Source organism: Brevundimonas sp. (genome assembly GCF_051858995.1).
GTDB lineage: Bacteria > Pseudomonadota > Alphaproteobacteria > Caulobacterales > Caulobacteraceae > Brevundimonas.
Window position 1 is genome coordinate 1 of sequence record NZ_JBHYGN010000005.1, and the last position, 22428, is coordinate 22428.

General features: G+C 68.5%; 23 protein-coding genes, 4 tRNA genes and 1 pseudogene. 18 read left to right on the forward strand and 10 right to left on the reverse strand.

What is annotated here, in order from left to right; genetic code table 11:
• Positions 1 to 275: 275 nt before the first annotated feature.
• Positions 276 to 926 carry a hypothetical protein gene (locus ACTIEF_RS04390; RefSeq protein ID WP_439470984.1) on the reverse strand — a complete coding sequence of 217 codons (651 nt, stop codon included), beginning with the start codon at positions 924 to 926 and terminating at the stop codon, positions 276 to 278.
• 355 nt (positions 927 to 1281) lie between these two features.
• On the opposite strand from ACTIEF_RS04390, the gene rplM reads away from it, so the two are divergent.
• The 3 genes from rplM to argC all read left to right on the forward strand — a co-directional run bounded on the left by rplM (position 1282) and on the right by argC (position 3421).
• Positions 1282 to 1755 carry a 50S ribosomal protein L13 gene (gene rplM, locus ACTIEF_RS04395; RefSeq protein WP_331047482.1) on the forward strand — a complete coding sequence of 158 codons (474 nt, stop codon included), beginning with the start codon at positions 1282 to 1284 and terminating at the stop codon, positions 1753 to 1755.
• Positions 1756 to 1757: 2 nt separating this feature from the next.
• Positions 1758 to 2246, forward strand: a complete 489-nt coding sequence (rpsI, locus tag ACTIEF_RS04400) for a 30S ribosomal protein S9 (RefSeq protein ID WP_439470985.1) — start codon at positions 1758 to 1760, stop codon at positions 2244 to 2246.
• Between the two features lie 242 nt (positions 2247 to 2488).
• The gene (argC, locus tag ACTIEF_RS04405; RefSeq protein ID WP_439470986.1) at positions 2489 to 3421 is read left to right on the forward strand and encodes an N-acetyl-gamma-glutamyl-phosphate reductase; all 933 of its coding nucleotides are present in this window, start codon (positions 2489 to 2491) and stop codon (positions 3419 to 3421) included.
• Positions 3422 to 3623: 202 nt separating this feature from the next.
• Here the strand turns inward: argC and ACTIEF_RS04410 are convergent, their stop codons facing one another.
• Together ACTIEF_RS04410 and phaC are read right to left on the reverse strand one after the other, a co-directional pair.
• Positions 3624 to 3998 (reverse strand): hypothetical protein, encoded by a 375-nt coding sequence (locus tag ACTIEF_RS04410; RefSeq protein ID WP_439470987.1) that lies wholly within the window; start codon positions 3996 to 3998, stop codon positions 3624 to 3626.
• Complete coding sequence (gene phaC, locus ACTIEF_RS04415) at positions 3995 to 5986, reverse strand: class I poly(R)-hydroxyalkanoic acid synthase (RefSeq protein WP_439470988.1); 1992 nt, start codon at positions 5984 to 5986, stop codon at positions 3995 to 3997. Before phaC ends, ACTIEF_RS04410 begins: the two co-directional genes overlap by 4 nt.
• An 89-nt stretch (positions 5987 to 6075) precedes the next feature.
• Between phaC and ACTIEF_RS04420 the strand changes: the two genes are divergently transcribed.
• The 8 genes from ACTIEF_RS04420 to ACTIEF_RS04455 all read left to right on the forward strand — a co-directional run bounded on the left by ACTIEF_RS04420 (position 6076) and on the right by ACTIEF_RS04455 (position 11191).
• Positions 6076 to 6516 (forward strand): hypothetical protein, encoded by a 441-nt coding sequence (locus ACTIEF_RS04420; protein WP_439470989.1) that lies wholly within the window; start codon positions 6076 to 6078, stop codon positions 6514 to 6516.
• 59 nt (positions 6517 to 6575) lie between these two features.
• The gene (gene glpX / locus ACTIEF_RS04425) at positions 6576 to 7535 is read left to right on the forward strand and encodes a class II fructose-bisphosphatase (protein ID WP_439470990.1); all 960 of its coding nucleotides are present in this window, start codon (positions 6576 to 6578) and stop codon (positions 7533 to 7535) included.
• Positions 7535 to 9337, forward strand: coding sequence for a single-stranded-DNA-specific exonuclease RecJ (recJ, locus tag ACTIEF_RS04430; protein ID WP_439470991.1), 1803 nt, complete (start codon positions 7535 to 7537; stop codon positions 9335 to 9337). Before glpX ends, recJ begins: the two co-directional genes overlap by 1 nt.
• A 109-nt stretch (positions 9338 to 9446) precedes the next feature.
• A tRNA-Glu gene (locus ACTIEF_RS04435) sits at positions 9447 to 9521 on the forward strand.
• A 182-nt stretch (positions 9522 to 9703) separates the two neighbouring features.
• Positions 9704 to 9778, forward strand: a tRNA-Glu gene (locus ACTIEF_RS04440).
• A 198-nt stretch (positions 9779 to 9976) separates the two neighbouring features.
• Positions 9977 to 10537, forward strand: a complete 561-nt coding sequence (locus ACTIEF_RS04445; RefSeq protein WP_439470992.1) for a cold-shock protein — start codon at positions 9977 to 9979, stop codon at positions 10535 to 10537.
• Between the two features lie 25 nt (positions 10538 to 10562).
• Entirely contained in the window at positions 10563 to 11054 is a 492-nt protein-coding gene (locus ACTIEF_RS04450) for a DUF192 domain-containing protein (protein ID WP_439470993.1), read from the forward strand.
• Positions 11055 to 11114: 60 nt separating this feature from the next.
• A tRNA-Pro gene (locus ACTIEF_RS04455) sits at positions 11115 to 11191 on the forward strand.
• Between the two features lie 12 nt (positions 11192 to 11203).
• On the opposite strand, the gene ACTIEF_RS04460 is transcribed toward ACTIEF_RS04455, so the two are convergent.
• Positions 11204 to 11491: a hypothetical protein gene (locus ACTIEF_RS04460; RefSeq protein WP_439470994.1), complete on the reverse strand. Its 288-nt coding sequence runs from the start codon at positions 11489 to 11491 to the stop codon at positions 11204 to 11206.
• Positions 11492 to 11676: 185 nt separating this feature from the next.
• On the opposite strand from ACTIEF_RS04460, the gene ACTIEF_RS04465 reads away from it, so the two are divergent.
• Both ACTIEF_RS04465 and ACTIEF_RS04470 read left to right on the forward strand, forming a co-directional pair.
• Positions 11677 to 11985, forward strand: a complete 309-nt coding sequence (locus ACTIEF_RS04465; RefSeq protein ID WP_439470995.1) for an ETC complex I subunit — start codon at positions 11677 to 11679, stop codon at positions 11983 to 11985.
• 171 nt (positions 11986 to 12156) lie between these two features.
• Positions 12157 to 12233, forward strand: a tRNA-Arg gene (locus ACTIEF_RS04470).
• Between the two features lie 178 nt (positions 12234 to 12411).
• On the opposite strand, the pseudogene ACTIEF_RS04475 reads toward ACTIEF_RS04470, so the two are convergent.
• From ACTIEF_RS04475 to ACTIEF_RS04485, 3 genes and pseudogenes are all read right to left on the reverse strand, one after another.
• Positions 12412 to 12759, reverse strand: a pseudogene (locus ACTIEF_RS04475) (GNAT family N-acetyltransferase); the annotation flags it as partial.
• A gap of 109 nt (positions 12760 to 12868) precedes the next feature.
• A complete protein-coding gene (locus tag ACTIEF_RS04480) occupies positions 12869 to 13315 on the reverse strand; it encodes a hypothetical protein (protein ID WP_439470996.1) in 447 nt (148 codons plus the stop codon).
• Positions 13316 to 13388: 73 nt separating this feature from the next.
• Positions 13389 to 14501 carry a serine hydrolase domain-containing protein gene (locus ACTIEF_RS04485; protein ID WP_439470997.1) on the reverse strand — a complete coding sequence of 371 codons (1113 nt, stop codon included), beginning with the start codon at positions 14499 to 14501 and terminating at the stop codon, positions 13389 to 13391.
• 201 nt (positions 14502 to 14702) lie between these two features.
• Between ACTIEF_RS04485 and ACTIEF_RS04490 the strand changes: the two genes are divergently transcribed.
• Positions 14703 to 15158: a hypothetical protein gene (locus tag ACTIEF_RS04490; RefSeq protein ID WP_439470998.1), complete on the forward strand. Its 456-nt coding sequence runs from the start codon at positions 14703 to 14705 to the stop codon at positions 15156 to 15158.
• A gap of 24 nt (positions 15159 to 15182) precedes the next feature.
• Positions 15183 to 17027 carry a hypothetical protein gene (locus ACTIEF_RS04495; protein WP_439470999.1) on the forward strand — a complete coding sequence of 615 codons (1845 nt, stop codon included), beginning with the start codon at positions 15183 to 15185 and terminating at the stop codon, positions 17025 to 17027.
• A gap of 58 nt (positions 17028 to 17085) precedes the next feature.
• Here the strand turns inward: ACTIEF_RS04495 and ACTIEF_RS04500 are convergent, their stop codons facing one another.
• Positions 17086 to 17265, reverse strand: a complete 180-nt coding sequence (locus ACTIEF_RS04500; protein WP_439471000.1) for a hypothetical protein — start codon at positions 17263 to 17265, stop codon at positions 17086 to 17088.
• Between the two features lie 108 nt (positions 17266 to 17373).
• On the opposite strand from ACTIEF_RS04500, the gene ACTIEF_RS04505 reads away from it, so the two are divergent.
• A complete protein-coding gene (locus tag ACTIEF_RS04505; protein ID WP_439471001.1) occupies positions 17374 to 17826 on the forward strand; it encodes a hypothetical protein in 453 nt (150 codons plus the stop codon).
• Here ACTIEF_RS04505 and metC read toward each other — a convergent pair.
• Positions 17823 to 19004, reverse strand: coding sequence for a cystathionine beta-lyase (gene metC, locus ACTIEF_RS04510; RefSeq protein ID WP_439471002.1), 1182 nt, complete (start codon positions 19002 to 19004; stop codon positions 17823 to 17825). The genes ACTIEF_RS04505 and metC overlap by 4 nt on opposite strands.
• 103 nt (positions 19005 to 19107) lie before the next feature.
• Between metC and ACTIEF_RS04515 the strand changes: the two genes are divergently transcribed.
• Together ACTIEF_RS04515 and ACTIEF_RS04520 are read left to right on the forward strand one after the other, a co-directional pair.
• Positions 19108 to 20211 carry an amino acid ABC transporter substrate-binding protein gene (locus ACTIEF_RS04515; protein WP_439471003.1) on the forward strand — a complete coding sequence of 368 codons (1104 nt, stop codon included), beginning with the start codon at positions 19108 to 19110 and terminating at the stop codon, positions 20209 to 20211.
• A 30-nt stretch (positions 20212 to 20241) separates the two neighbouring features.
• The gene (locus tag ACTIEF_RS04520) at positions 20242 to 21555 is read left to right on the forward strand and encodes a dicarboxylate/amino acid:cation symporter (protein WP_439471004.1); all 1314 of its coding nucleotides are present in this window, start codon (positions 20242 to 20244) and stop codon (positions 21553 to 21555) included.
• Here ACTIEF_RS04520 and sseA read toward each other — a convergent pair.
• Positions 21552 to 22409 carry a 3-mercaptopyruvate sulfurtransferase gene (sseA, locus tag ACTIEF_RS04525; protein ID WP_439471005.1) on the reverse strand — a complete coding sequence of 286 codons (858 nt, stop codon included), beginning with the start codon at positions 22407 to 22409 and terminating at the stop codon, positions 21552 to 21554. The two genes, ACTIEF_RS04520 and sseA, sit on opposite strands and share 4 nt — an antisense overlap.
• Between the last annotated feature and the right edge of the window lie 19 nt (positions 22410 to 22428).

Consider the following 22428-nt stretch of genomic DNA (forward strand, 5'->3'; position numbering starts at 1 on the left):
AGTAGGCAGTAGGCAGTAGGCAGTAGGCAGTAGGCAGTAGGCAGTAGGCAGTAGGGTGCCTCCTCGTTGCCGGCGTCATCCCGGGGGCGCTCGTAGAGCGAACCCCGGGACCTAGCGGCGCGCGACAGCGCGACCCTGTCGGGAGCGCCGGTGCGTGAGTATCGGGCGGCAGTGTTTCGCCGCAGTCGCGGCGCCGCTGGGTCCCGGATCGCGCGCCCGCTGCGCGAGCGCTTGTCCGGTATGACGATAGCGTTTGGAGTGGGTTTGGGAGCCCCTCACGGCGCCCCCGCGAGGGCCGCGCCGCCGGGGAGGCCGGGGAGAACCGGCGGTGAGGGCATCGCGCCGGGAGACGGTGCGAATACACCGTCTATGCCGTCTATCCCGTCTATCGGCTCGCCGCGTTTCCAGCGGGCGAGGGCGGCTTCGTAGTCTTCGCGGGCGGCCATGACGACGGCGTCGCCGAAGTCGCGGACCTCGCGGCGGGCGGCCTGGCTGCGCTCGCGTTCGGCCTGCTGCTGGCGGCGTCGGACCTCGGCGGCCTCGGACTCGATGGCCTTGTAGACCCGGCGCCAGCGCAGGGCCTCCATGGCCTTGCCGTGCAGGACCGCCCGCATCATCCGCTGGAAGGCGACCAGCGAGAGCTCGCCCAGCGGGATCTGGTCGAGGTCGCCGTCGAACTGCTCCTCCAGCGCCAGCCCCTCGTCGTCGAGGTCCAGCCCGTTGGGCCGGGACCAGGGCCGGTCCGTGCGCCGCCAGCCTTCCTCGGCCGCGCGCTTGCGCAGGGTGCTGAGCCCGACGCCGTGACGGCGGCAGCAGGCGGGGGCGGACCAGCCGGCGAGATAGTCGTCGCGGACCTGCGCCCAGACTTCGTCCGGGGCGGTGTGGAGGCCGGCGTCGGCGCGGTCCGTGGGGGCGGCGGTCGTCATCGAAGGGTCTCGCGCTGGGTGCGAGGTGCAGTATGGAACGCCGGTACGTCAAAATTGGTCGTATGGAGAGGGGGTGGGGTGTGGGGGATGGGGTGTGAAGACGTGGAGTGGATGTCAGTGGGCGGGTGGCTCGGGACACCCTACACCCTATCCCCCACACCCTCCTGCGCTGAAAACGGTGAGGTATTTTAATACCGTTTCATTTTTATCGTTATTTTACAGTGCTATAACCCGAAATGGCCGCGCAGATCGGCATTGACCGGCGATCCGCCTTCCTCTATCAGCGCGCCTTCCGTTCAGCCGGTTCGTTGGTTGAGCACCCGTTTCGCCCGTCTCCCAAGGACTCCTCGTTATGCTGAAGAGCACCACGGCTTCGCTGAAGCCGGCCGAGGTCGAGAAGAAGTGGATCCACATCGACGCCGAAGGCGTCGTGGTGGGCCGTCTCGCGACCTTCATCGCCAACCGTCTGCGCGGCAAACACCGCGGTGACTACACCCCGCACGTCGATTGCGGCGACTATGTCGTCGTGACCAACGTCGACAAGGTCGTTTTCACCGGCAAGAAGAACACCGACAAGGTCTACTACCGTCACACCGGTCACCCGGGCGGCGTCAAGGAAACCACCCCGGAGAAGGTTCTGGGCGGTCGTTTCCCCGAGCGCGTCCTGGAGAAGGCCGTTGAGCGCATGCTGCCGAAGGAGTCGCCGCTGGCTCGCAAGCAGATGACGCACCTGCGCCTGTTCTCGGGCTCGGAGCACTCGCACCAGGCCCAGTCGCCCGAAACCATCGACTTCGCCTCGAAGTCGGCCAAGAACACCCGGAGCGTCTGAGCATGACCGACGTCACCACCGAAAACACCGGCTTCGACGCCCTGAAGGGCCTCGGAACCGTCGCCGCTGAAGACGCGGCTCCGGCCGTCCAGAAGCTGGACGCGCAAGGCCGCGCCTACTCGACCGGCAAGCGCAAGAACGCCATCGCTCGCGTGTGGGTGAAGCCGGGCACCGGCAAGTTCACCATCAACGGCAAGGACCAGGAGCAGTATTTCGCTCGTCCGGTTCTGCGCATGATGATCGCCCAGCCTCTGGTCGTCACCGAGCGTGAAACCCAGTTCGACGTGATCTGCACCGTTGAAGGTTCGGGCCTGTCGGGCCAGGCCGGCGCGATCCGCCACGGCCTGTCGCACGCCCTGACGCACTACGAGCCGGAACTGCGCAAGGTTCTGAAGCCGCACGGCTTCCTGACCCGCGACAGCCGCGTCGTCGAGCGCAAGAAGTACGGCCGCGCCAAGGCTCGCCGTTCGTTCCAGTTCTCGAAGCGCTAAGCCGTTTCATTACGGGTTGGATCAGGGGCGCTTCGGGAAACCGGGCGCCCTTTTTCTTTGTCTGTCTTCCTTCTCCCCTTGCGGGAGAAGGTGGCGGCCGAAGGCCGACGGATGAGGGGTCGCTCCGGCCTGTCGGATGTCGTGTCTGAAAGTCGCCAGATTGTCGGGTCAGTGCGACCCCTCATCCGACCCGCTGCGCGGGCCACCTTCTCCCGCAAGGGGAGAAGGACCAGGAGATGCGAATGACCCACACCATCTTCATCGACGGCGAAGCCGGAACGACCGGGCTCGAGATCCGCGAGCGGCTGGAGGCGCGGTCCGATCTGGAGCTGCTGCTGCTGGGCGACCGGCGGCGCGACGTCGAGGCGCGGCGTGAGGCGCTGAACTCGGCTGATGCGGTGATCCTGTGCCTGCCGGACGACGCGGCCATCGAGGCCGTCGGCATGATCGAGAACCCCGCCGTGCGGGTGATCGACGCCTCGACCGCCTTCCGGGTCGATCCCGACTGGACCTATGGCTTTGCCGAGATGGCGCCGGGTCAGAGGCAAGCCATCGCGGGCTCGACGCGGGTATCGAACCCCGGCTGCTATCCGACCGGCTTCATCGGTCTGGTCCGACCGCTGGTCAGCGCGGGCATCGTCCCGGCGGGCTGGCCGGTGACGGTCAATGCGGTCAGCGGCTACTCGGGCGGCGGCAAGGCGATGATCGCCGAGTTCGAGAGCGGCGAGGCGGACGCCTATCGCGCCTATGGGCTGACGCTGAAGCACAAGCATGTGCCGGAGATGACCCTGCACACCGGGCTGGAGCGCAAGGTGCTGTTCGCGCCCGCCGTGGGGTCGTACCGGCAGGGGATGCTGGTCGAGGTTCCGCTGCACCTGTCGGCCCTGCCGGGCTCGCCGTCGGTCGAGGTGGTGCATGGCGCGCTGGTCGAGGCCTATGCGGGCCAGCGGTTCGTCGAGGTGGCGTCGCTGGAGGAGACCGAGGCGATGACCGGGATCGACCCGGAGGGCCTGAACGGCACCAACCGGCTGAAGCTGCATGTGTTCGGCGATCGCGGGGGCGAGCAGGTGCGTCTGGTCGCCCTGCTGGACAACCTCGGCAAGGGCGCGTCCGGGGCGGCGGTGCAGAACCTGAACCTGATGCTGGGTCTGGCGGAAGACAGCGGTCTTCAGTGATCCTTCTCCCGATGGGAGAAGACCATCCCGGGCGGAGCCCGGTCGGATGAGGGTCGATTGCGTCCGTCGGCTTTAGCCGCCGCTCCCGTCAGCGACGCGGCTCATCGCCGAATGCCGGGAGACGACCCTCACCCTTGAGTGCAAGGACGACGCCTGCGGCGCCGTGCGCTCAAGCCCTCTCCCATCGGGAGAGGGTGTCGCGTTATGCGCGCGCCTTGATCGCCGACTCGACCGTCACGCCGAACCAGACGGCGGCGATCAGGACCAGGAGTCCGTAGTCCTTGCCGGGCCAGAAGACCGGCAGGGCGGCGGCGACTATGACCAGCATGGGGAAGAGGCCGGCCCAGAGGGCCGTGCCGGGGCTGTCCGGATGGATCATCGGCGGGCGCGCGGGCGCCTTCATCATCCGCTGGGCGATCGGGTTGAGCAGGACGAAGCCTCCGGCGCAGATCACCGCCAGCAGGACATTGCGCAGGGTCGTGCCGGGCGCGCCGAACAGGCTGGCGGTCATGACGACGAGGGCGAGGGCGAAGGCGGTGGAGACGGCCAGCAGCAGATTGGGTTCGAAACGCTTCAAGACTTCACTTTCACATAGCTGCCGGGGGCCGGTTCGACGGGTTTGAGCGGGCCCCTGGAGGGATCACGGGCGGGGACCTGCGGGCCGGACCTGTCGTGCAGCCAGGCCGCCCAGTGGTTCCACCAGCTGCCGGGATGCTCCTCGGCATCCGCCTGCCACTCGCCGAGGGTGGCGGGCAGGGCGGGGTTGATCCAGTGCTGGTACTTGTTCGCTGAGGGCGGATTGACCACGCCGGCGATATGGCCCGAACCGGCGAGCGTCAGGGTCACGTCGGCGTTCGAGAAGGCGCGGGCCGAGCGGTAGACCGAGTTCATCGGCGCGATGTGGTCCTCGCGGCTGGCCTGGAAATAGAGCGGCATGGTCACCTTCGACAGGTCGACGGTCAGGCCGCCGATCTGGAAATCCCCGCCGGTCAGGGCGTTGCGGCCGTACATGGAGCGCAGATAGTCCATGTGCAGGGCCTTGGGCATGCGGGTCTGGTCGGCGTTCCAGAACAGCAGGTCGAAGGCGGGCGGCGCCTTGCCCATCAGATAGTTGGACACGAAGAACGACCAGATCAGGTCGTTGGCGCGGAGCGCATTGAAGGTCTCGGCCATGGCGGCGCCGGGCAGGACGCCCCCGGCGGCGTCCATCTGCTGCTCGATCTCGGCCAGCCAGTGATCGTCGGTGAACAGCAGCAGGTCGCCCGCTTCGGCGAAGTCATGCTGGGCGGCGAAAAAGGTGTTGGCCGAGACGCGGTCGTCGCCCTTCTCGGCCATATGGGCCAGGGCCGCGCCCATCAGGGTGCCGCCGATGCAGTAGCCGACCGTGTTGACGTGCTTCGAACCGGTCTGTTCCAGCACCTTTTCGACGGCGCGATAGACGCCCTTTTCGAGATAGTCGTCGAAGCCGTAGCCGGCTTTGTCGGTGTCCGGATTGACCCAGGAACAGACGAAGACGGTGAACCCCTGGGCCGAAAGCCAGCGGATCATCGAGTTCTCGGGCTGGAGGTCCAGGATGTAGAATTTGTTGATCCACGGCGGGAAGATCAGCAGCGGAACGGCGTGCTGGGTCTCGGTGGCGGCGTCATACTGGAGCAGTTCGAACAGCTCGTCGCGCCAGACCACCTGGCCGGGGGCGGTGGCGACGTTCACCCCGACCTCGAACCGGCCGTAGTCGGCCTGGCTGATCTTCAGCTTGCCGTGGCCGCGCTCCATGTCGGCGGCGAAATTCTGCATGCCGCGCACGAGAGACTCGCCGTTCGATTCGGCCAGGGCCTTCAGCGCGACCGGGTTGGAGGCGAGGAAGTTGGACGGCGAGAAGGCGTCGGTCAGCAGTTTGGTGAAGAACTCGGCCCGGCGCTTGGTGCGCGGATCGACGTCGTCAACCGATGAGACCAGCCCGTTCATCCAGTCGGCGGTGACCAGATAGGACTGGCGCATGATGTCGAACATGGGGTTCTCGGACCAGGCCGGGTCCTTGAATCGCTTGTCCTTGGACGGCGCGGCCGGGACGTCCTCGCCCGCCGCGCGGCGGGCGGTGGAGGCCCACAGGTCCATGTAGCGGTTGAACAGGTCGGCCTGGGCGCTGAACAGCCGATCAGGGCGCGAGGCCAGACTGGACATGACCGAGGTCATGGCCGGACCCACGTTGAAGGGATCCGGCGACAGGGCGGCGGGGCGGTCCGCCTGGCTGAGCGCGGCCTCGGCGATGGCCGTCTGGGCGGTCATGGCGGCCTTGGCCAGGTTCAGCGACAGGGTCTCGAGCATCTCGCGCTGCCCGGCGCCGAAGGCGGAGGCGGCGGCTTCGGCCTGGGGCTCGGGCTCGGGCTCCGGCTGCGGGGCCGGTTCGGGCGCGGGCGCGGCTTCGGGAGCCGGTTCGGCGGCTTTCGCCTTCTTCGCGCGGGGGCGCGGGGGCTTGGCGGAGGTGGGACGACCCGCGCGGCGCGGGGCCTTGGCCGGCTCCGGGACGGGAGCCTCGGTCGGCGGGACGGTGGGACGTCGGGCCATGCTGGGGGTCCTGCTGCGCGTCATTATTGGACGCAAGGACTCGCGCCGCCCTTCCGCCTGTCACGATCATGGCGTAGACCGCCTCTGAAATGAACGCGCTGAACCGGAAAAATGCTGCGCTGTGCGTCGTCCTGGCGGGGGCGGGCCTGCTTTCGGCCTGTGGCGGGGCGTTCAGCTCGCGCACGGACGCCGCTTCGCCGGTCGCGCCGCAGGTGCAGGCCCTGGTCGACGCGAATCGCGAATACCCCCGCTGGGAGGAGTTTCCGCGCGCCACGCCGGCCCCCGAGCCCGCCCAAGTGGCCCTGCAGGTGAACACGCTGAGGGTCCGCGCGGGCGCGCTGGAAGGCGAGGCGTCGCGCATCGACTGGCAGACGACCGAGGACGCCGAGGCCTTCGCCGCCGCCGTGCGCGCCCGAATCGCCGCCACCCCCGTGGACCCGGCGTCCGCCGAGACCCAGGCCGAGATCGAGGCCCGCCTGCGGGCCGCGCGCGAACGGGGCCGCGCCCCGCCGCCGGTCGACCGCCGCTAACCCCTTTCACAATCGCCCGGGCGACAGAATCCGGGGATGATCGCTGACGGAGAACGCCCATGGCCGGATCGGCCCCCTACGCCTCAACCCTCGCCGCCGACGCCGCGCGCGTCACCGAGCTGGCCGCCATCGCCAGCTACGCCCAGATCGGCCGCGGCGATGAGAAGAAGGCCGACCAACTGGCCGTCGACGCCATGCGCACCGCGCTGAACAGCCTCGACATCGACGGCAAGATCGTCATCGGCGAGGGCGAGCGCGACGAGGCCCCGATGCTGTACATCGGCGAGAAGGTCGGCACCGGCAAAGGCCCGGCCATCGATATCGCCCTGGACCCGCTGGAAGGGACCACCCTGACGGCCAAGGCCATGGCCAACGCCCTGTGCGTGCTGTCGATGTCGCCGGGCGGCGGCATGCTGCACGCGCCGGACACCTATATGGACAAGATCGCGGTCGGCCCGGGCTATCCCGTCGGCACCGTCGACCTGGACAACAGCCCGCAGGACAACGTCCGCAACCTCGCGAAAGCCAAGGGCGTCCCGACCAGCGAGATCACCGTCTGCGTCATGGACCGTCCGCGCCACGCCGAGCTGATCGCGGCCCTGCGCGAGGTCGGCGCCAAGGTGGTGCTGATCACCGACGGCGACGTGGCGGGCGTGATCCACACCGCCGAGCCGGAAACCGGCATCGACATGTATCTGGGCTCGGGCGGCGCGCCGGAAGGCGTGCTGGCGGCCTCGGCGCTGAAGTGCGTCGGCGGCTTCTTCCAGGGCCGTCTGATCTTCCGCAATGACGACGAGCGCGAGCGCGCCCGCCGCACCGGCGTGACCGACTTCGACCGCAAATACGACCTGCACGAACTGGTCTCGAAGGACGCCATCTTCGCCGCCACCGGCGTGACCAAGGGCGCCATGCTGGACGGCGTGTCGTTCCGCGACGGCTTTGTCACCACCCATACGCTGGTGATGGATTCCTCGACCCGCACCGTGCAGCGCATCCGCACGACGCGCCCGGTCGCCTGATGGCGGACGGCGGGAGCGCATCTGCCTTTCTGGGCGTCTCCCGCTCGCTGTCGGGCCGGGTCTGGCGGCAGAGGCCCGCCGAGGCCGGCGTCACCCGCGCCCATATGCAGACCCTGGGTCTGGACGAGCCGCTGGCGCGCGCGCTGGCGGCCCGTGGCGTGCGCGCCGATCAGGGGCAGGACTTCCTGGCCCCGACGCTGAAGGCCCTGTTCCCCGATCCGTCCAGCTTCACCGACATGGACGCGGCGGCGACGGCGATCATCGACGCCCTGCAGGCCGGATCCTCAGTCCATGTGTTCGCCGACTACGACGTGGACGGCGCCTCGAGCGCGGCCCTGCTGGTGCGCTGGTTCCGGGCCATGGGGGCGGAGCTGCCCATCTATGTCCCCGACCGGATCACCGAAGGCTATGGCCCCAGCGCGAAAGCCTTCGACACCCTGAAGGCCTCGGGCGCCGATCTGGTCGTCACCGTGGACTGCGGCGCGGCGGCCAATGAGGCCGTGGCCCACGCCGCCGCCATCGGGCTGAAGGTCGTGGTCATCGACCACCACATGATGCGCGAGGAGCCGCCCCGGTGTCTGGCGGTGGTCAATCCGAACCGGCCGGGCTGCAACTCGGGGCAGGGCAATCTGGCCGCCGCGGGGGTGGTGTTCGTGCTGCTGGCCGCCCTGAACCGCGAGGCGCGGGGCAGGGGGCTGTTTGAAGGGCGGGAGCAGCCGGACATCCGCCAGTGGCTGGATCTGGCCGCCATGGGCGCCATCTGCGACGTGACCGGCCTGACCGGCTTCAACCGCGCCCTGACCAGCCTCGGGCTGGGGGTGATGTCGAGCTGGAGCAATCCGGGGCTGAAGGCCCTGCTGGCCGCCGCCGGGGCCGAGGAAGGCCCGGCCAAGGTCAATCACGCGGGCTTCATCCTGGGGCCGCGCATCAATGCGGGCGGGCGGATCGGCAAGTCCGACCTGGGCGCGCGCCTGCTGTCCACCGACGATCCGGCCGAGGCCCGGTCGATCGCGCAGGAGCTGGACGCCCTGAACGTCGCGCGCCGCGAGGTGGAGAAGCAGGTCACCGATCAGGCCATCCGCCGTGTCGAATCCACCGGCGCCCATGACGACGGCTCGGCCGTGGTGGTGGTCGAGGGCGAGGACTGGCACCCCGGCGTGGTCGGCATCGTGGCCGGACGCCTGCGCGAACGCTGGCGCAAGCCGGTGATCGTGATCGGCGTGGATGCGGTGAACGGCATCGGCAAGGGCTCGGGCCGGTCGCAGCCGGGCATGAACCTGGGCAAGGCGGTGCAGGCGGCGTGGGAGCAGGGCGTACTGATCGCCGGGGGCGGCCACGCCATGGCGGCGGGCCTGACGGTCAAGGCGGACCGGCTCGGCGAGTTGCGCGACTTCCTGAACGACCGTCTGGCGGGCGAGCAGGCGGCGGCGGAGGCGCTGGATGCGGTCGAGATCGACGCCCTGATCGAGCCGCGCGCGGCCACCCGGGCCCTGTTCGAACAGTTCGACGCCCTGGCGCCCTTCGGCCCGGCGAATCCCGAGCCCCTGTTCGCCATGGAGCATGTGCAGGTGCGCGAGCCGGTGGCCATGAACGGCGGCCATGTGCGCTGTCGCCTCGTGGGGCCGGACGGCGCCGCGGTGAAGGCCATCGCCTGGCGCTGCGCCGACCTGCCGACCGGTCAGGCCCTGCTGTCGGGCAGCGGCGGGCTGAGCGTGGCGGGCCGTCTGAAGGCGGACGACTGGAACGGCCGTCGCGGCGTGCAATTCGAGATCGAGGACGTCGCCGATCCGCGCATGGCCTGATCAAGCGGGGCCTGACGAAAGCGGGGCCGTAACGGCGATCTGAACTTTTGTCGAAAAAGGCGTTGCAGCCTGCGGAGGCGTTGGCTATATCGCCGCTTCCCCGCGCCGCGGTCCCTTCGTCTATCGGTTAGGACGTCAGGTTTTCAACCTGAAAAGAGGGGTTCGATTCCCCTAGGGACTGCCACGCGGGGTTAGCCTTCCTTGAAGGCCTGATCCGTCTCCGGATCATTCCCTCCCTGACATTTCGAACCACGCACCCGCGCTTCGCGGCGTTCCGCGTTCGCGTGGAGGTCATCTTCGTCGGGCGTGAGATTGGGGATTGGCCTGCGGGATCGGCTCGGCTATATCGCCGCTTCCCCGCGCTGCGGTCCCTTCGTCTATCGGTTAGGACGTCAGGTTTTCAACCTGAAAAGAGGGGTTCGATTCCCCTAGGGACTGCCACGCGGGGCTTCCCACACATCGCTGAGATGACCGGCCCGAGCGGGGCTGTTCCTTGCCGTACGCGACCGTACGCCGGGGAAGCGGTTGAACGCGGGTCGTTGTACAACCACGAAAAATGGGTGTTTTTCGCTTTTCAGGTGTTCGAAGAACCGTGTTAAATAAGCCGTGCCCGTACTGATCCCGGGCAGGGGGAAAGTTGTGTCTGACTACGAGGGTGGGGAAACCGCGACCGCTGTGCGGATCGCTGGTCGGGTCAAATGGTTCGATCCGGGCAAGGGATACGGCTTCATCGTACCCGACGATCCCGGCATGACGGACCTCAAGGACGTGCTTCTGCACATCTCCAGCTTGCGCGACAGCGGGCATGAGACGGCGGCGGAAGGCGCGCCGATCTCGTGTGACTGCGTACGTCGCCCCAAGGGCTGGCAGGTGATCGAGATTGTCGATCTGGGCGAGGGCGACCCGGCCCTGGCGGCCCAGACGCCGCGCCGCCCGGCGCCGGACGGCCTGCGCGCCGCGGCGGCGAATCTGGCGCCCGTGTCCGGCGGTCCGCTGGAGCCGGCGGTGGTCAAATGGTTCAACCGCACCAAGGGCTACGGATTCGTGGTGCGCGACGGGCAGGCAGGCGATATCTTCGTGCATGTCGAAACGCTTCGGCGCTGCGGGCTGGACGATCTCCTGCCCGGAGAGCCGGTTTCGGTGCGGTTCGCCGATGGCCCCAAGGGGCTGGTGGTCGCTGAAATCAGGATGGGCGGATAAGGCATCCGCCCGCGTGGAAGGGCGAATGCGTATGATTCATCGTCGTGGAATACTGGGTCACGGGATTTTGGCGGCCGTCGCGGGCGCCCTGTTGCTGTCCGGCTGCGCCCTGGCGACGCCCAAGGGGCCGAACGGCGAGGCGCTGGAGCCGCTGACCATCACCACCGCGTCCGGCGACCACAAATTCATGGTCGAGATCGCCGACGACGACGCCGAGCGCCAGCGCGGCCTGATGGAGCGCCCGCCGCTGGCCGACGACCGCGGCATGCTGTTCCAGTTCCCGGACGTGGCCGAGCGCGGCTTCTGGATGCACAACACGCCCAGCCCGCTGGACATCATCTACATCGACCCGCGCGGGCGCATCGTCTCGATCGTCAAGAACGCGGCCCCGAACAATGACACGGTCCTGCCGTCCAACGGCCCGGCCATGGGCGTGCTGGAACTGCGCGCGGGCCGGTCGGACGAGATCGGCGCCAGGCCGGGCGACAAGGTCAGCCATCCGTTCTTCGCCGAATAGGCGGAATAAAAGACCTCAGGCGCGTTGCGGCGGGACGACGAGTGTGTCAAATCCCGCCGCCGGAGTGTAGCGCAGCCTGGTAGCGCATCTGGTTTGGGACCAGAGGGTCGGAGGTTCGAATCCTCTCACTCCGACCATCAGCCTTGGGCCTAGAACACGCCCACCGCCGCGTCGGCCCAGATCAGCAGGACAGCGCCGATCAGCACCGCGCCCAGCACTAGCCGGCCGGTCAGGTCGCGCACCTTCCAGGCCGCCAGCTCGAACGCCGCGCCCGCGCCGACCAGCAGCAGGGCGGCGAAGGCGAAGTCCTCCGGCCCCCAGTCGACCTCGGTCGTGAACTGCATCGCCACGAGCGGCAGCACCAGCAGCGCCGCGATGGCGCCCCACAGTACCACCCGCCACAGCGGGACCTTGGGTCCGTCTTCCGTCTTCGTCATGCCCGTCATCCCGGCCTCGTCCTTCAGAGTGAGACCTTCTCATGCCCAGGCCCGCGCCGCGAGGCATGTGGAGAATCGAAGGATTTTCCGCGCAGGCGGCGTCGGGAGGCCCGCCAACCTTGATCCTGATGCCGAAGACTTCTAGAGCCGGGGAGCCGGTTTCGACCGGACGAATGAGGATTTCGATGGCCATCGCCCGCATCTACCGCCCCGCCAAGACCGCCATGCAGTCCGGCAAGGCCAAGTCGAGAGACTGGCGGCTGGAGTTCGAGCCGGCCTCGGCCCGCACCATCGACCCGCTGATGGGCTGGACCTCCTCGTCGGACATGAACGGCCAGGTCCGCCTGTCCTTCGATTCGAAGGAAGAGGCCGTCGCCTACGCCGAACGCCACGGCATCGCCTTCCGCCTGCACGAGCCGCAGGAGCCGCCGGTGATCATCAAGGCCTACGCCGACAATTTCGCCACCTACCGCAAGCAGTCGTGGACGCACTGACTGCGCAGCAGTCAGTGCTTCTTTGAGTGGCCTACCGCCTGTCGGCTACTTGAGGCCATTCTTGTTGGCCTACCGCGCTTCGCGCTACCTGAGGCCGGTTTAGTGTTTCGTGCCCGCGGCTTCTGTCGGCATGGTGCGATCTGGGGCGCGACCCGCGCCTCTGCCCCTCGGGCGCCCTTAGCTCAGCTGGATAGAGCACCCGCCTTCTAAGCGGACGGTCGCAGGTTCGAATCCTGCAGGGCGCGCCAAGGGTTTCCGCTGAGACTGTCCGTGATGGGGAAAGCCGTCCTGACGGCGGCGGAGCAGCTTTCGACGCGCGCTGGAATGCGCCGCTTCTGAAAGCCGACCTTTGACGGTTCGAAGCCGGCGCGAAGATAGAAGGCCCAGCGTTTCCGGTTTCTTCGACCCGGTCATCAGCATGAGCTTGTGGCAGCCTGAGTTCCAGGCGGCTTCGGACGCCGCGTCCAGAAGCTGTCTCCCGAAGCCCCGTTGTCTGTGGTCCGCGTGGGTGACGACATTCTCCAGCAAACCGTACGGGCGGCCTCCGCGCGTGAGATTTGGGACGACGACAAGGGCGCACGATGACACCAGCAGCCCATTGGTCTCGCCCAGAAAGATCGCGCTGCCCGGGTATGAGATAAATCTCTCGAACGTCTCGACGGCCTCCTCAGGGGTCGGCTTTTCGTCTCCCGGAATGAGATGCTGGTACAGGTCCAGCAACATCGGAATGTCTTCCCAAGACGCGGGCCTGATGCTCAATGTCGAAGACGCCATGCCGCGATCATCGATCACCGTTCGACTGTCCGCAATGGGGCGGACGTGGAAGTGCGCTGCACGCGCCTGGTCATCTTGGGAGCGGACCTTCAGAGGTCCGTGACGGCGGTTAGCGGACGTCGGGCTCTCGCTCCGGGCGACGATCAAACACGACTAGGTCCGGCCCTGTGCTCTGAGCATTTCGCCAGACCCAGAAGCTGATCCTTGAGGGACGATCCGGTTCATTCAGATAGGACTTCATCCAGTCCTGATGGTGTTCGACACGAACAGACCCGCCGTCTTCGGCGAGCAGACGGCCGCCCAATAGGACGTAAGTCCCCTGTTTGTCCGTCTCGATGACATAGGTGGTGCTTGCGTTGCCGGCAGACAGTTTCCCGTCGCGCATGGTGATCATCCCGCCGTCGGAACTCACCCAGGTCCCGTTCACGATATCCTGCGGAGGCCGGGGCTGCGGCGGCGCAGTCAGGATGGAGAACAGGGCGAAAAGTCCAACCGTCGCCGCGATGACTGCGAGCCCGGTTTCCAATGGTTTCGGTAGTCGCATGAAGGACGCCATGACTTCACATTGAGGGCGACGGCTCAGGTCCGCACGGGGGGGTAGCGGGCCTTTAACAGGCGTGGTCCGGAACTCAGGGTCTCGCGGCGGCGGCTTCCTGGCGGGCGTCGCGGCGAACGCGCTCCGCGATGGCGTTGGCCCGTTCGTTGAGCACGCCCTGGACGCCCTCGTCGATGTTGGGGGTGACGAGGAACACGCCGACGCCCTCGCGAGGATAGAGGGAGATCCAGGACGACGTGTTGAAGGTGCCGCCGCCATGATAGAGTTGGCCCTCGGTCTCGGGCCTGAAGGTGTTCCAGAGATAGGCGCGCCCGAACTGATCCTGCTGGAACAGCGGCGTCGTGGCCTGAACGGCGGCCGCATCCGGGTCGGCCAGATAGAGGGTCAGATAGCGCCCCATGTCCGATGCGGACGCCAGCAGCCCGCCGGCGCCGTCGCAGCCCGTCGCGGCTAGTTCGCTCACCGCCAGGCGATCCGGGTCGCCCGCGCCGGCGCCGCAGCGAATGTCCGGGGCGCCGATGCGCGAGAGGATGCGCTGGCGCACCAGATCGGGAAAAGGCGCGCCATGGACGCGCTCGAGCACCAGACCGATGAGGCGGCCTCCGGCGTTGCTGTAGAGGTAGGCGTCGCCCGGATCGGACCGCAGCTCGACCCTCGCCAGGCGCGCCATGAAGTCCTGATCGTCGTGGGCCGCAAGACACGTCCGGCGTGCGTCGGGCGCGTCCTGGTCCTCGCAGGCCAGCAGGGTCGGCAGGCCCGACATATGCGTCGCCAGATGACGCAGGGTGACGGCCTTGCCGTTGCGCGCGAGCCGCGACGCGTCGACGTCCGGGAGATATCGCGAGACGGGGGCGTCGAGGTCGACCCTGTTCTCACGCACCGCCTGGGCCAGCAACAGGCCGGTGAAGGTCTTCGTCAGGGAGCCGATCTCGTACAGCGTCCGGTCATCCGCGGCGTCGCCCGACGGCAGCCGGCCATAGTGGAAGGTGTGGACGCGCCCCGCCTGGACCACGGCGACGGACACGGCCTGAATCCGGGGATCGGCCATGAGCGTGGCCACCTCGGGCGCGACGGCCTGCTGGATCATCGCGTCCCCCGGCGCCGGCTCGGCGGAGCAGGCGGCGAGGGGCGCGCAGGCCAGGATCGCGGTCGCCGTCGCCGCGACGAGAAGGGGGCGAAGCTGCATGCCGGCTCCTTTTTAAAAGGCCCGGCACCGGATCACATCGCATTCCGGCCAGCCAGTGAAGCTTCGGTAATGCCACGGCTTTGGGGCGCCCGGCGGACGTCCACGAGTGGAATTGATCGGTTGACGCCACTTTGAGGGGATGCTCTCGTAGCGCGAGAAGTTCGCGTGGGGCGTGTTTTGTCAGTCGGTGGTTCTGTACGCGTGGTCGCCCTTTGTGGCGCGATGGGGCTGGCGCTCTGGCCGGCCGTGGGGGTCTCGCAGACCACTGTCAGCCCGCAGGATCGGCTTGAGGCCGCGCGGGAACGGTCGATCCGGGCTTTCGACGAGGCGGATGCGGATCGGGACGGTCGCCTGAACCGCGACGAGTGGCGCGCCAAGGCCTGGGCGACCTACGCCCCCTTCGACGCCGACCAGAATGTTCAGATCAGCTGGGCCGAGTTCGCCGACATGATGTGCGGCGGCATCGACGCGTCCAGCCCGCATCGGGGGTGGTGCGAGAACAGCGCGCGCGGCGAGTTCCGCCGACTGGCGCGCTCGGGCGTGATCCGTCCGCAAGCGATCTGGCCGGGGGCCGACAGGGACTTCCGGCGCAATGACCTCGACCGGGACGGCTTCGTCACCCGGGAGGAGCGACAGCGGGCGTCCGCTGTCAGGTAACGGCTATCGATCAAGGGGGAACAGATGCCGACTCAAATCGAGCTTGTCGACGACGGTAATCCGCCGCCGGGCACGTGGGACTATTACGGCGGCGGGTATACGATCGGGGAGGCGATCAACTACACGCAGGTCAACAGCGCCAGTCAGGTCAACAGCGTTCAGCAGAACCTCTATTACGCCACGCTGGCCAATCTGACGGGGCAGGATTCCTTCTTCAATCTGGACTGGATCCCGACCTACGGCCGCTACAACGGCAATGGGGCGAATGACGCCTGGATCCGCTGGCAGGCGTGGAATTACGTCAACGGGGATGGCCGGACCCTGGTCCGCGGACCGGAAGACGCCGCCTACATCCGCGCGGCGATGGCGGAGTACATCCGCCAGCATCCGAACGATGACCCCTATGGACTGAAGCCGGTCGATCAGACGGACTGGAACGGCTTCAACCACGACCTGAGCTCGTTCGGCGGCGCGGTGACCCACATCATCGGCAACATCACCTACGCCGTAGGCAATCTGGTGCAGACGCTGCTGACCGGAAACCTGTACGCGCTGGCCTCGGTGCCCTTCATCGGGGCGATCGCCAGCGTCTATCACACGGCGGTGGGGATCGGCGGAGCGATCGGCGCGGTGGGCGGCGGTCTGGCTTCGGCGGGATCGAGCCTGTTCGGCGGCTTCTCGGGCGCCATCAGCAATATGATGAGCGGGAATTTCTCGGGCGCGCTGAACAGCATCGTCTCGGGCATTTCGAACGCCTTCAGCGCGCTGGGCAACGCCCTTGAAAACGCGTTCAAGGCCCTGTTCCCCGTGGTCATCGATCTGGACGGCGACGGCGTCGAACTGCTGTCGGTCGCACACAGCGATCTGCAGATCGACGCCGGTTTCGGGGATCTGCGCTACACCGGCTGGGTGGGCGCGGACGACGGCCTGCTGGCCTTCGACGCGAACGGCAACGGGACGGTGGACGGTTACGCCGAGTTCGGCCTGACCAACTTCAGCCCGACGGCGGGCAGCGACCTGGAAGCGCTGGCGGTCTTCGACAGCAACGGCGACGGCGTGCTGGACGCCCAGGACGAGCTGTTCGCGTCCTTCCTGATCTGGCGCGACCTGAATGGCGACGGCCTTTGCCAGGACGGCGAGGCCATGACGCTGGCCGAACTGGGGGTGATCTCGATCAACCTGGCCCTGAACGGCGCCGCCTCGACCAACGCCGGCAACTTCATCGCCAACACCACCACGGTGGTGATGGCCGACGGCACGGTGCGCGACGCGGCCGATGTGGCCTTCGCCTCGAGCGGAGCCTCGGATCAGGCCCGCATGATCGAGGTCAATGTCAGCAGCCATGTCCTCGCCGAGGGGCTGGAGCTGGTGACGGTCTCCAACGGCGCCGGCGATGTGGTGCTGGACGTCGAAGACCTCGACGCAAACACCGACCTGCTGGTGGTCGGCGCGGCCCAGGAAGGTGGTCGGATCACGGTCCACGGGGATGTCGCGACGACTTTCCTCGGCGGTCTGGGCGACGACACATTCGTGGGCGGCGACGCCGGATCGACCTTCATGGGCGGTGGCGGCGACAACCTGTTCATCGGCGGAGAGGGCGACGACACCTACATGATCGACAGCGGCAACAGCGGCTTCGACACCATCGCCAATACCGATGGGGCCGATACCTTCGTGCTGAACGGCTCGTTCGCGTTCGAGGTGGTGGACGGCGATCTGTTCATCCGCTCGACGGAGTCGGACTACGGCGTCCGGGTCATCGACTGGGCGACGACGGGGGCGAACGACACCCTGCTGCTGAACGGAGAGACGGTGGATGTCAGCAGCCTGCTGGCTCCCACGGATCCCGACTGGATGCTGGCGGCCTGATCTTCCCCCGGGCGCCGTCATTGGCCCCCGTCGCATCGCGGCGGGGGCTTTTGATTTTTCAGTACAGCAGCCGCTCCCCCGTCGACTCGACCGCATAGGGCGGGGCGTCGAGGCGGTCGGTGGCGGTGCGGGTTTCGTAGATGCTGAGGAACAGCAGGCCCGTGATCATGACAGCCCAGAGGCTGGACCAGCCGGTCATGATCCAGTTGCGGCGTTCGGACGGTGCGGGGCGCGGCATGAAGTCTCCTTCCGGGCATGCTCCCGGTGTCATCCGTCCGGTTGAGAACGACGACGGCGGCGAAGGGTTCACGCGCAACCCGGACGTCGCGTCGCCGTTGAGCGGCGGATGGCCCGGGCGCTCAAGACCTTCTGCTATTCCGACGGCTTCCATGTCTGGACGGTCGCGGCCTCGTCGCGAACGAAGGCGCTGGCGGCGTTCGGGCTGAAGCGGGACCTGTTCAAGGACGGGTCGGCCAAGGAGATCGACGAGGGGCCCGACCGCGCCGCGGCCCTGAAGGCGCCCGGCGAACTGATCGAACGCGGCCTGTCGGTGGATGTCGGCAAGGTCGCCCGGACCTCGGCGCCGAAGGAAACGGCCGCCAGTCGGAGGGCGAAGGCGCGGGTGGAGGCGCTGGAGGCCGAACTGGCCGCGCTGGACACGACGCAGGCCGGGGAGACGGCGGCGCTCGAGGCGAAGCGGGCGGCGCTGGAGGCCGAGGCGGAGGCGCTGGTGAAGCGTCAGGCCACGGCGCGGGAGGCGGTGAAGGCGAAGCTGAAGGCGGCGCGAGCGAAGGTCTAGGCCGCCGCGCCCCATGCCGCCAGCCCGACCTGCAGATCGGCAATCAGGTCGATGGGGTCTTCCAGGCCGATGTGCAGGCGCAGGAGTTCGCCGGCGAGTTTGGGCGGGCTGCCGCGCAGGGCCAGTTGCGCGGTCTCGTGGGTGATCAGGCTTTCGAAGCCGCCCCAGGAGTAGCCGAGGCCGAACAGGCTGAGGGCCGACATCAGGGCGTGGGCGCGGGCGGTGTCGCCGCCCTTCATCACCAGCCCGAACAGGGAGGCGGCGCCGGTGTAGTCGCGGCTCCACAGGGCGTGGGCGCGTGAGCCGGGCAGGGCGGGCCAGATCACATCGGCGACCTCGGGTCGGGACAGGAGCCAGTCGGCGACGCGGCGGGCCGAGCGGGCCTGTTCGGCATAGCGCAGGGGCAGGGTGCGAAGGCCGCGCAGGGCCAGCCAGGCATCGTCGGAGGTGACGCGCCAGCCGTAGTCCTCGATCGTCTCGAAGATCGGCCTGCCGACCCGGTCGTCCGCGACGGCGATGGAGCCCATCAGCAGGTCGGAATGGCCGCCGGCGTATTTGGTCAGGGCCTGAACGCTGACGTCGACGCCGTGGGCCAGAGGCTTGAAGGCCAGCCCCGCGCCCCAGGTGTTGTCCATGATCGTCAGGACGCCGCGTTCGCGACAGGCGGCGGCGAGGGCGGGGACGTCCTGCATCTCGAAGGTCAGGGAGCCGGGCGACTCGATCAGCAGGACCTTGGTGCGGTCGGTGAGGGTCGCGAGGATGGCGTCGGTCCCGGCGTCGGCGGGATGGAAGGCGGCAGCGATGCCGCGCGGCTTCAGATGGCGATGCAGGAAGCGGCGGGTGGGGCCGTAGAGGGCGTCGGTGGTGACGACCTGATCGCCGGGCTGGAGCAGGGCGGTCAGGGGCACGGTGACGGCGGCGAGGCCCGAGGGGACGAGCCAGATGTCGGAGGCGCCCTCCAGCTCGGCCAGCGCCTCGCGCAGGGCGCGGCCCGCCGACAGGTCCTCGATGCCGTAGGTCGGGCCGGTGGAGCCGTCGCGCATGGCGCCGGGCGAATCGTTGAGCAGGGTCGAGGCCCGCTCGACCGGCGGGGAGACGGGGCGACGTCCGGAACCGGGGACCGGAGTGCGGCGCGTGGCCCCCGCGATCAGGCGCGTACGGTCGGAACGGTCGGTCATCGGCGGCTCGCGGGGTTGCGGTTCAGGGTTCAAAGGCCTCTAAAAGGGCCGGGGCGCAAGTCTGGCGGAAACACTGACGAGGCGCGGAATGCGGACAGGCAGGGTGAGGGTTCTGGGTGCGGCGTTGGCCGCGACTCTGGCGGCGGTGATGACGCTGGCCGTGGCCGCCTGCGGTCCCCGGGGGCAGGAAAAGACGGCGACCGAGGACGCCGCCGACCACGCGCCGACCGCGGCCCCTGACTTCAACAGCCTGACCCTGCAGGCGATCAAGCGGCGCGGCCGCCTGAACTGCGGCGTGCACGAGGGGCTGGTCGGCTTCGCCTATACGGACAACCGGGGCCAGTGGCGGGGCTTTGACGCCGACTTCTGCCGCGCGCTGGCGGCGGCGACGCTGGGCGACGCCAATGCGGTGCGCTTCGTGCCCCTGACCACCAGCCAGCGGTTCGACGCCCTGCGCAGCGGGCGGGTTGACGTGCTGTGGCGCACGACGTCCTGGACCCTGTCGCGCGAGGCGCAGGAAGGCGTGCGGTTCGCCGGCATCAACTATTACGACGGGCAGGGCTTCCTGGTGCGCCGGGCGCTGAACCTGGCCAGCGCGGCCGAGCTGACCGGCGCGCGGATCTGCGTGCAGCGGGCCTCGACCAGCGAGCTGAACGTGGCCGACTGGTTCCGGGCGCGAGGCATCGCCTACACCCCGGTGGTGACGGCCAATGAGGAGCAGGCGCGCGAGGCCTATGCGCGCGAGGACTGCGACGCCTTCAGCGCTGACATCTCGGCCCTGGCCGCCGCCCGCACCCTGCTGACGAACCCCGAGCAGCACGCCATCCTGCCCGACGTGATCTCCAAGGAGCCGCTGGGGCCGGCGGTGAAGCGGGGCGACGAGGCCTGGACCTCGGTGGTGCGCTGGACCCTGAACGGCCTGATCCTCGCCGAGGAGCTGGGCGTCACCCGCCAGAATGTGAAGGCCATGGCCGACGACTCGACCGATCCGCGCGTTCGCCGCCTGCTGGGCGCCGAGGGCGAGTTTGGGCCGATGCTCGGCCTGTCCAAGACCTGGATGAAGGACGCGCTGGAAGCCGAGGGGAATTATGGGGAAATCTTCGCCCGTAACGTCGGTTCGGATTCTCCGCTCGACCTGGCCCGCGGGCTTAACGCACAATGGGACCAACGGCCCGCCGGCTTGATCTACGGCCTGCCGATCCGATAACGACGCGGCTGGAAAGCCGGGGGACCAATAATGGAAAAGACCAAAAAGGGCGGGATCGCCCTGCATTGGCTGATGCTTCTCGGCTTCGCCATCGGCCTGGGCGCCGGTCTGTGGGTGAACTTCACCCTCCAGCCGTCGGCGGACTGGTTCCCCATCGTGATCGCCGGGACGATCGGCCAGATCTTCCTGAAGCTGCTCTTCATGATGGTCATCCCCCTGCTGTTCTCGGCCCTGGTGGTCGGGGTGGCCGAGATGGGCGACCTGAACTCGCTGGGCCGGGCAGGCCTGAAGACGCTGGCGCTGACGATCATCGTGTCGGGCATCGCCGTGGTCATCGGCCTGGGCATGGTGAACTTCTTCCGCCCCGGCGACGGCGTGCCGACCGAGGTGGCGCAGTCGCTGCTGGCGCAGGGCGCCCAAGGCGCGACCGAGATCGTCGAGAAGGCCCAGGGCGGCGTTCGCTTCGATGACTTCTTCCTGGACCTGATCCCGTCCAACGTCGTGACCGCGGCGGCGGAGAACCAGATCCTGCCGGTGATGATCTTCGCCCTGTTCTTCGGGATCGGGCTGGTCATGGCCAAGTCGCCCCAGACCGACGGCCTGCAGCGCACCATCGAGGGGCTGCTGGAAGTCACGATGAAGCTGATCAACCTCTTCATCAAACTGGCCCCGCTGGCCATCGCCTGCCTGATGTTCAAGCTGGCCGCCGTGTTCGGCTGGGACCTGCTGGTGCGTCTGGCCGCCTTCGTCGGCGTGGCCGTGGGCGCCATGGCCGTGCATATGTTCGTGGTCTATCCGCTCGTCGTGTGGATCGGCGGCGGCATCAACCCGATCACCTTCTTCCGCGGCGTGCGGGAGCCGATGGTGATGGCCTTCTCGACCGCCTCGTCCAACGCCTCGCTGCCGGTCGCCCTGCGCGCCGCCGACGAGGAACTGGGCCTGCCGCGCAAGATCGCCCGGTTCGTGCTGACCGTCGGCGCCACCGCCAACCAGAACGGCACCGCCCTGTTCGAGGGCGTGACCGTGCTGTTCCTGGCCCAGTTCTTCGGCGTGGAGCTGTCGCTGACCCAGCAGATCGTGGTCATGCTGGTTTGTATCCTGGGCGGCGTCGGCACCGCGGGCGTGCCCGCCGGCTCGCTGCCGGTGGTCGCGATGATCCTGGCCATGGTCAATGTGCCGGTCGAGGGCATCGGCCTGATCCTGGGCGTCGACCGCTTCCTGGACATGTGCCGGACCACGCTGAACGTCACCGGCGACCTGGTGCTGGCCACCGTGGTCTCGCGCGGCGAGAGCGACGACGCCGTCCCGGACGACGCGCGCGAGCCCTCGACGCTGGGGGCTTAAGCTCCCGCCACGACTTCACCGCCCTTGGCCGAGCCCCATTCCGCCCAGCTGCCGTCATAGAGGCGCGAGGGGCGGCCGAGCTCGGCGAGGGCCAGGGTCAGGATGGCGGCGGTGACGCCCGAGCCGCAGCTGGTGATCACCGGGCGGTCGATCTTCACCCCGGCCTCGGTGAAGGCCGCCTGCAGGGCCGCGCCGCGCTTCATGGTGCCGTCGGGATTGAGCATGGCGCCGTAGGGCAGGTTGATCGCGCCCGGCATATGGCCCGCGCGCAGGCCCTGACGCGGCTCGGGGGCGTCGCCCTTGAAGCGGGCCGGGCCGCGGGCGTCCACGACCTGGGCGGCGCCGCCGGTCAGGGCGGCCTGCACATCGGCCTGAGCGGCGACGGCGGCGGCGCCCGCCGGACGCGGATTGAAGACGGCGAAGGCGGGGGCGGCGGGAAGGCCGCTTTCCAGCGGCAGGCCCCGAGCCTTCCAGGCCGGCAGGCCGCCGTCCAGCACGCGCACGTCGGTCGCGCCCATGACCCGCAGCATCCACCAGACCCGCGCCGCCGAGAACAGGCCGGCGGTGTCGTAGACGACGATGGGATCGCCCTGCGACAGGCCGAGCAGGCCCGCCGAGGCGGCGAAGGCGGCGGGCGTCGGCAGCATGTGAGGCAGGGGGCTGTCCTGATCCGACACCGCCTCCAAATCGGCGAAGACCGCCCCCGGGATATGGCCCGCCGCGAAGTCCGCGCGAGCGTCGCGACCGTCCAGATGCCAGCTGGCGTCGAGGATGCGCAGTCCCGGCTTGCCCAGCCGGGCGGCCAGGTCGGCGGCGGAGATCAGCGGCGAGACGGGCTTGCTGGAGAACGGCATGGGGTCAGGATGCCTGCGG

What these genes read in the sequence shown, in the direction of transcription:
- argC (WP_439470986.1), top strand. Translation starts at nt 2,489, where the DNA reads ATGACCCACACCATCTTCATCGACGGCGAAGCCGGAACGACCGGGCTC.
- ACTIEF_RS04450 (WP_439470993.1), top strand. Translation starts at nt 10,563, where the DNA reads ATGCGTATGATTCATCGTCGTGGAATACTGGGTCACGGGATTTTGGCG.
- rpsI (WP_439470985.1), top strand. Translation starts at nt 1,758, where the DNA reads ATGACCGACGTCACCACCGAAAACACCGGCTTCGACGCCCTGAAGGGC.
- glpX (WP_439470990.1), top strand. Translation starts at nt 6,576, where the DNA reads ATGGCCGGATCGGCCCCCTACGCCTCAACCCTCGCCGCCGACGCCGCG.
- recJ (WP_439470991.1), top strand. Translation starts at nt 7,535, where the DNA reads ATGGCGGACGGCGGGAGCGCATCTGCCTTTCTGGGCGTCTCCCGCTCG.
- metC (WP_439471002.1), bottom strand. Translation starts at nt 19,004, where the DNA reads ATGACCGACCGTTCCGACCGTACGCGCCTGATCGCGGGGGCCACGCGC.
- ACTIEF_RS04505 (WP_439471001.1), top strand. Translation starts at nt 17,374, where the DNA reads ATGGCCCGGGCGCTCAAGACCTTCTGCTATTCCGACGGCTTCCATGTC.
- ACTIEF_RS04485 (WP_439470997.1), bottom strand. Translation starts at nt 14,501, where the DNA reads ATGCAGCTTCGCCCCCTTCTCGTCGCGGCGACGGCGACCGCGATCCTG.
- phaC (WP_439470988.1), bottom strand. Translation starts at nt 5,986, where the DNA reads ATGGCCCGACGTCCCACCGTCCCGCCGACCGAGGCTCCCGTCCCGGAG.
- ACTIEF_RS04460 (WP_439470994.1), bottom strand. Translation starts at nt 11,491, where the DNA reads ATGACGAAGACGGAAGACGGACCCAAGGTCCCGCTGTGGCGGGTGGTA.
- ACTIEF_RS04500 (WP_439471000.1), bottom strand. Translation starts at nt 17,265, where the DNA reads ATGCCGCGCCCCGCACCGTCCGAACGCCGCAACTGGATCATGACCGGC.
- ACTIEF_RS04390 (WP_439470984.1), bottom strand. Translation starts at nt 926, where the DNA reads ATGACGACCGCCGCCCCCACGGACCGCGCCGACGCCGGCCTCCACACC.
- sseA (WP_439471005.1), bottom strand. Translation starts at nt 22,409, where the DNA reads ATGCCGTTCTCCAGCAAGCCCGTCTCGCCGCTGATCTCCGCCGCCGAC.
- ACTIEF_RS04480 (WP_439470996.1), bottom strand. Translation starts at nt 13,315, where the DNA reads ATGGCGTCCTTCATGCGACTACCGAAACCATTGGAAACCGGGCTCGCA.
- ACTIEF_RS04520 (WP_439471004.1), top strand. Translation starts at nt 20,242, where the DNA reads ATGGAAAAGACCAAAAAGGGCGGGATCGCCCTGCATTGGCTGATGCTT.
- ACTIEF_RS04420 (WP_439470989.1), top strand. Translation starts at nt 6,076, where the DNA reads ATGAACGCGCTGAACCGGAAAAATGCTGCGCTGTGCGTCGTCCTGGCG.
- ACTIEF_RS04465 (WP_439470995.1), top strand. Translation starts at nt 11,677, where the DNA reads ATGGCCATCGCCCGCATCTACCGCCCCGCCAAGACCGCCATGCAGTCC.
- ACTIEF_RS04495 (WP_439470999.1), top strand. Translation starts at nt 15,183, where the DNA reads ATGCCGACTCAAATCGAGCTTGTCGACGACGGTAATCCGCCGCCGGGC.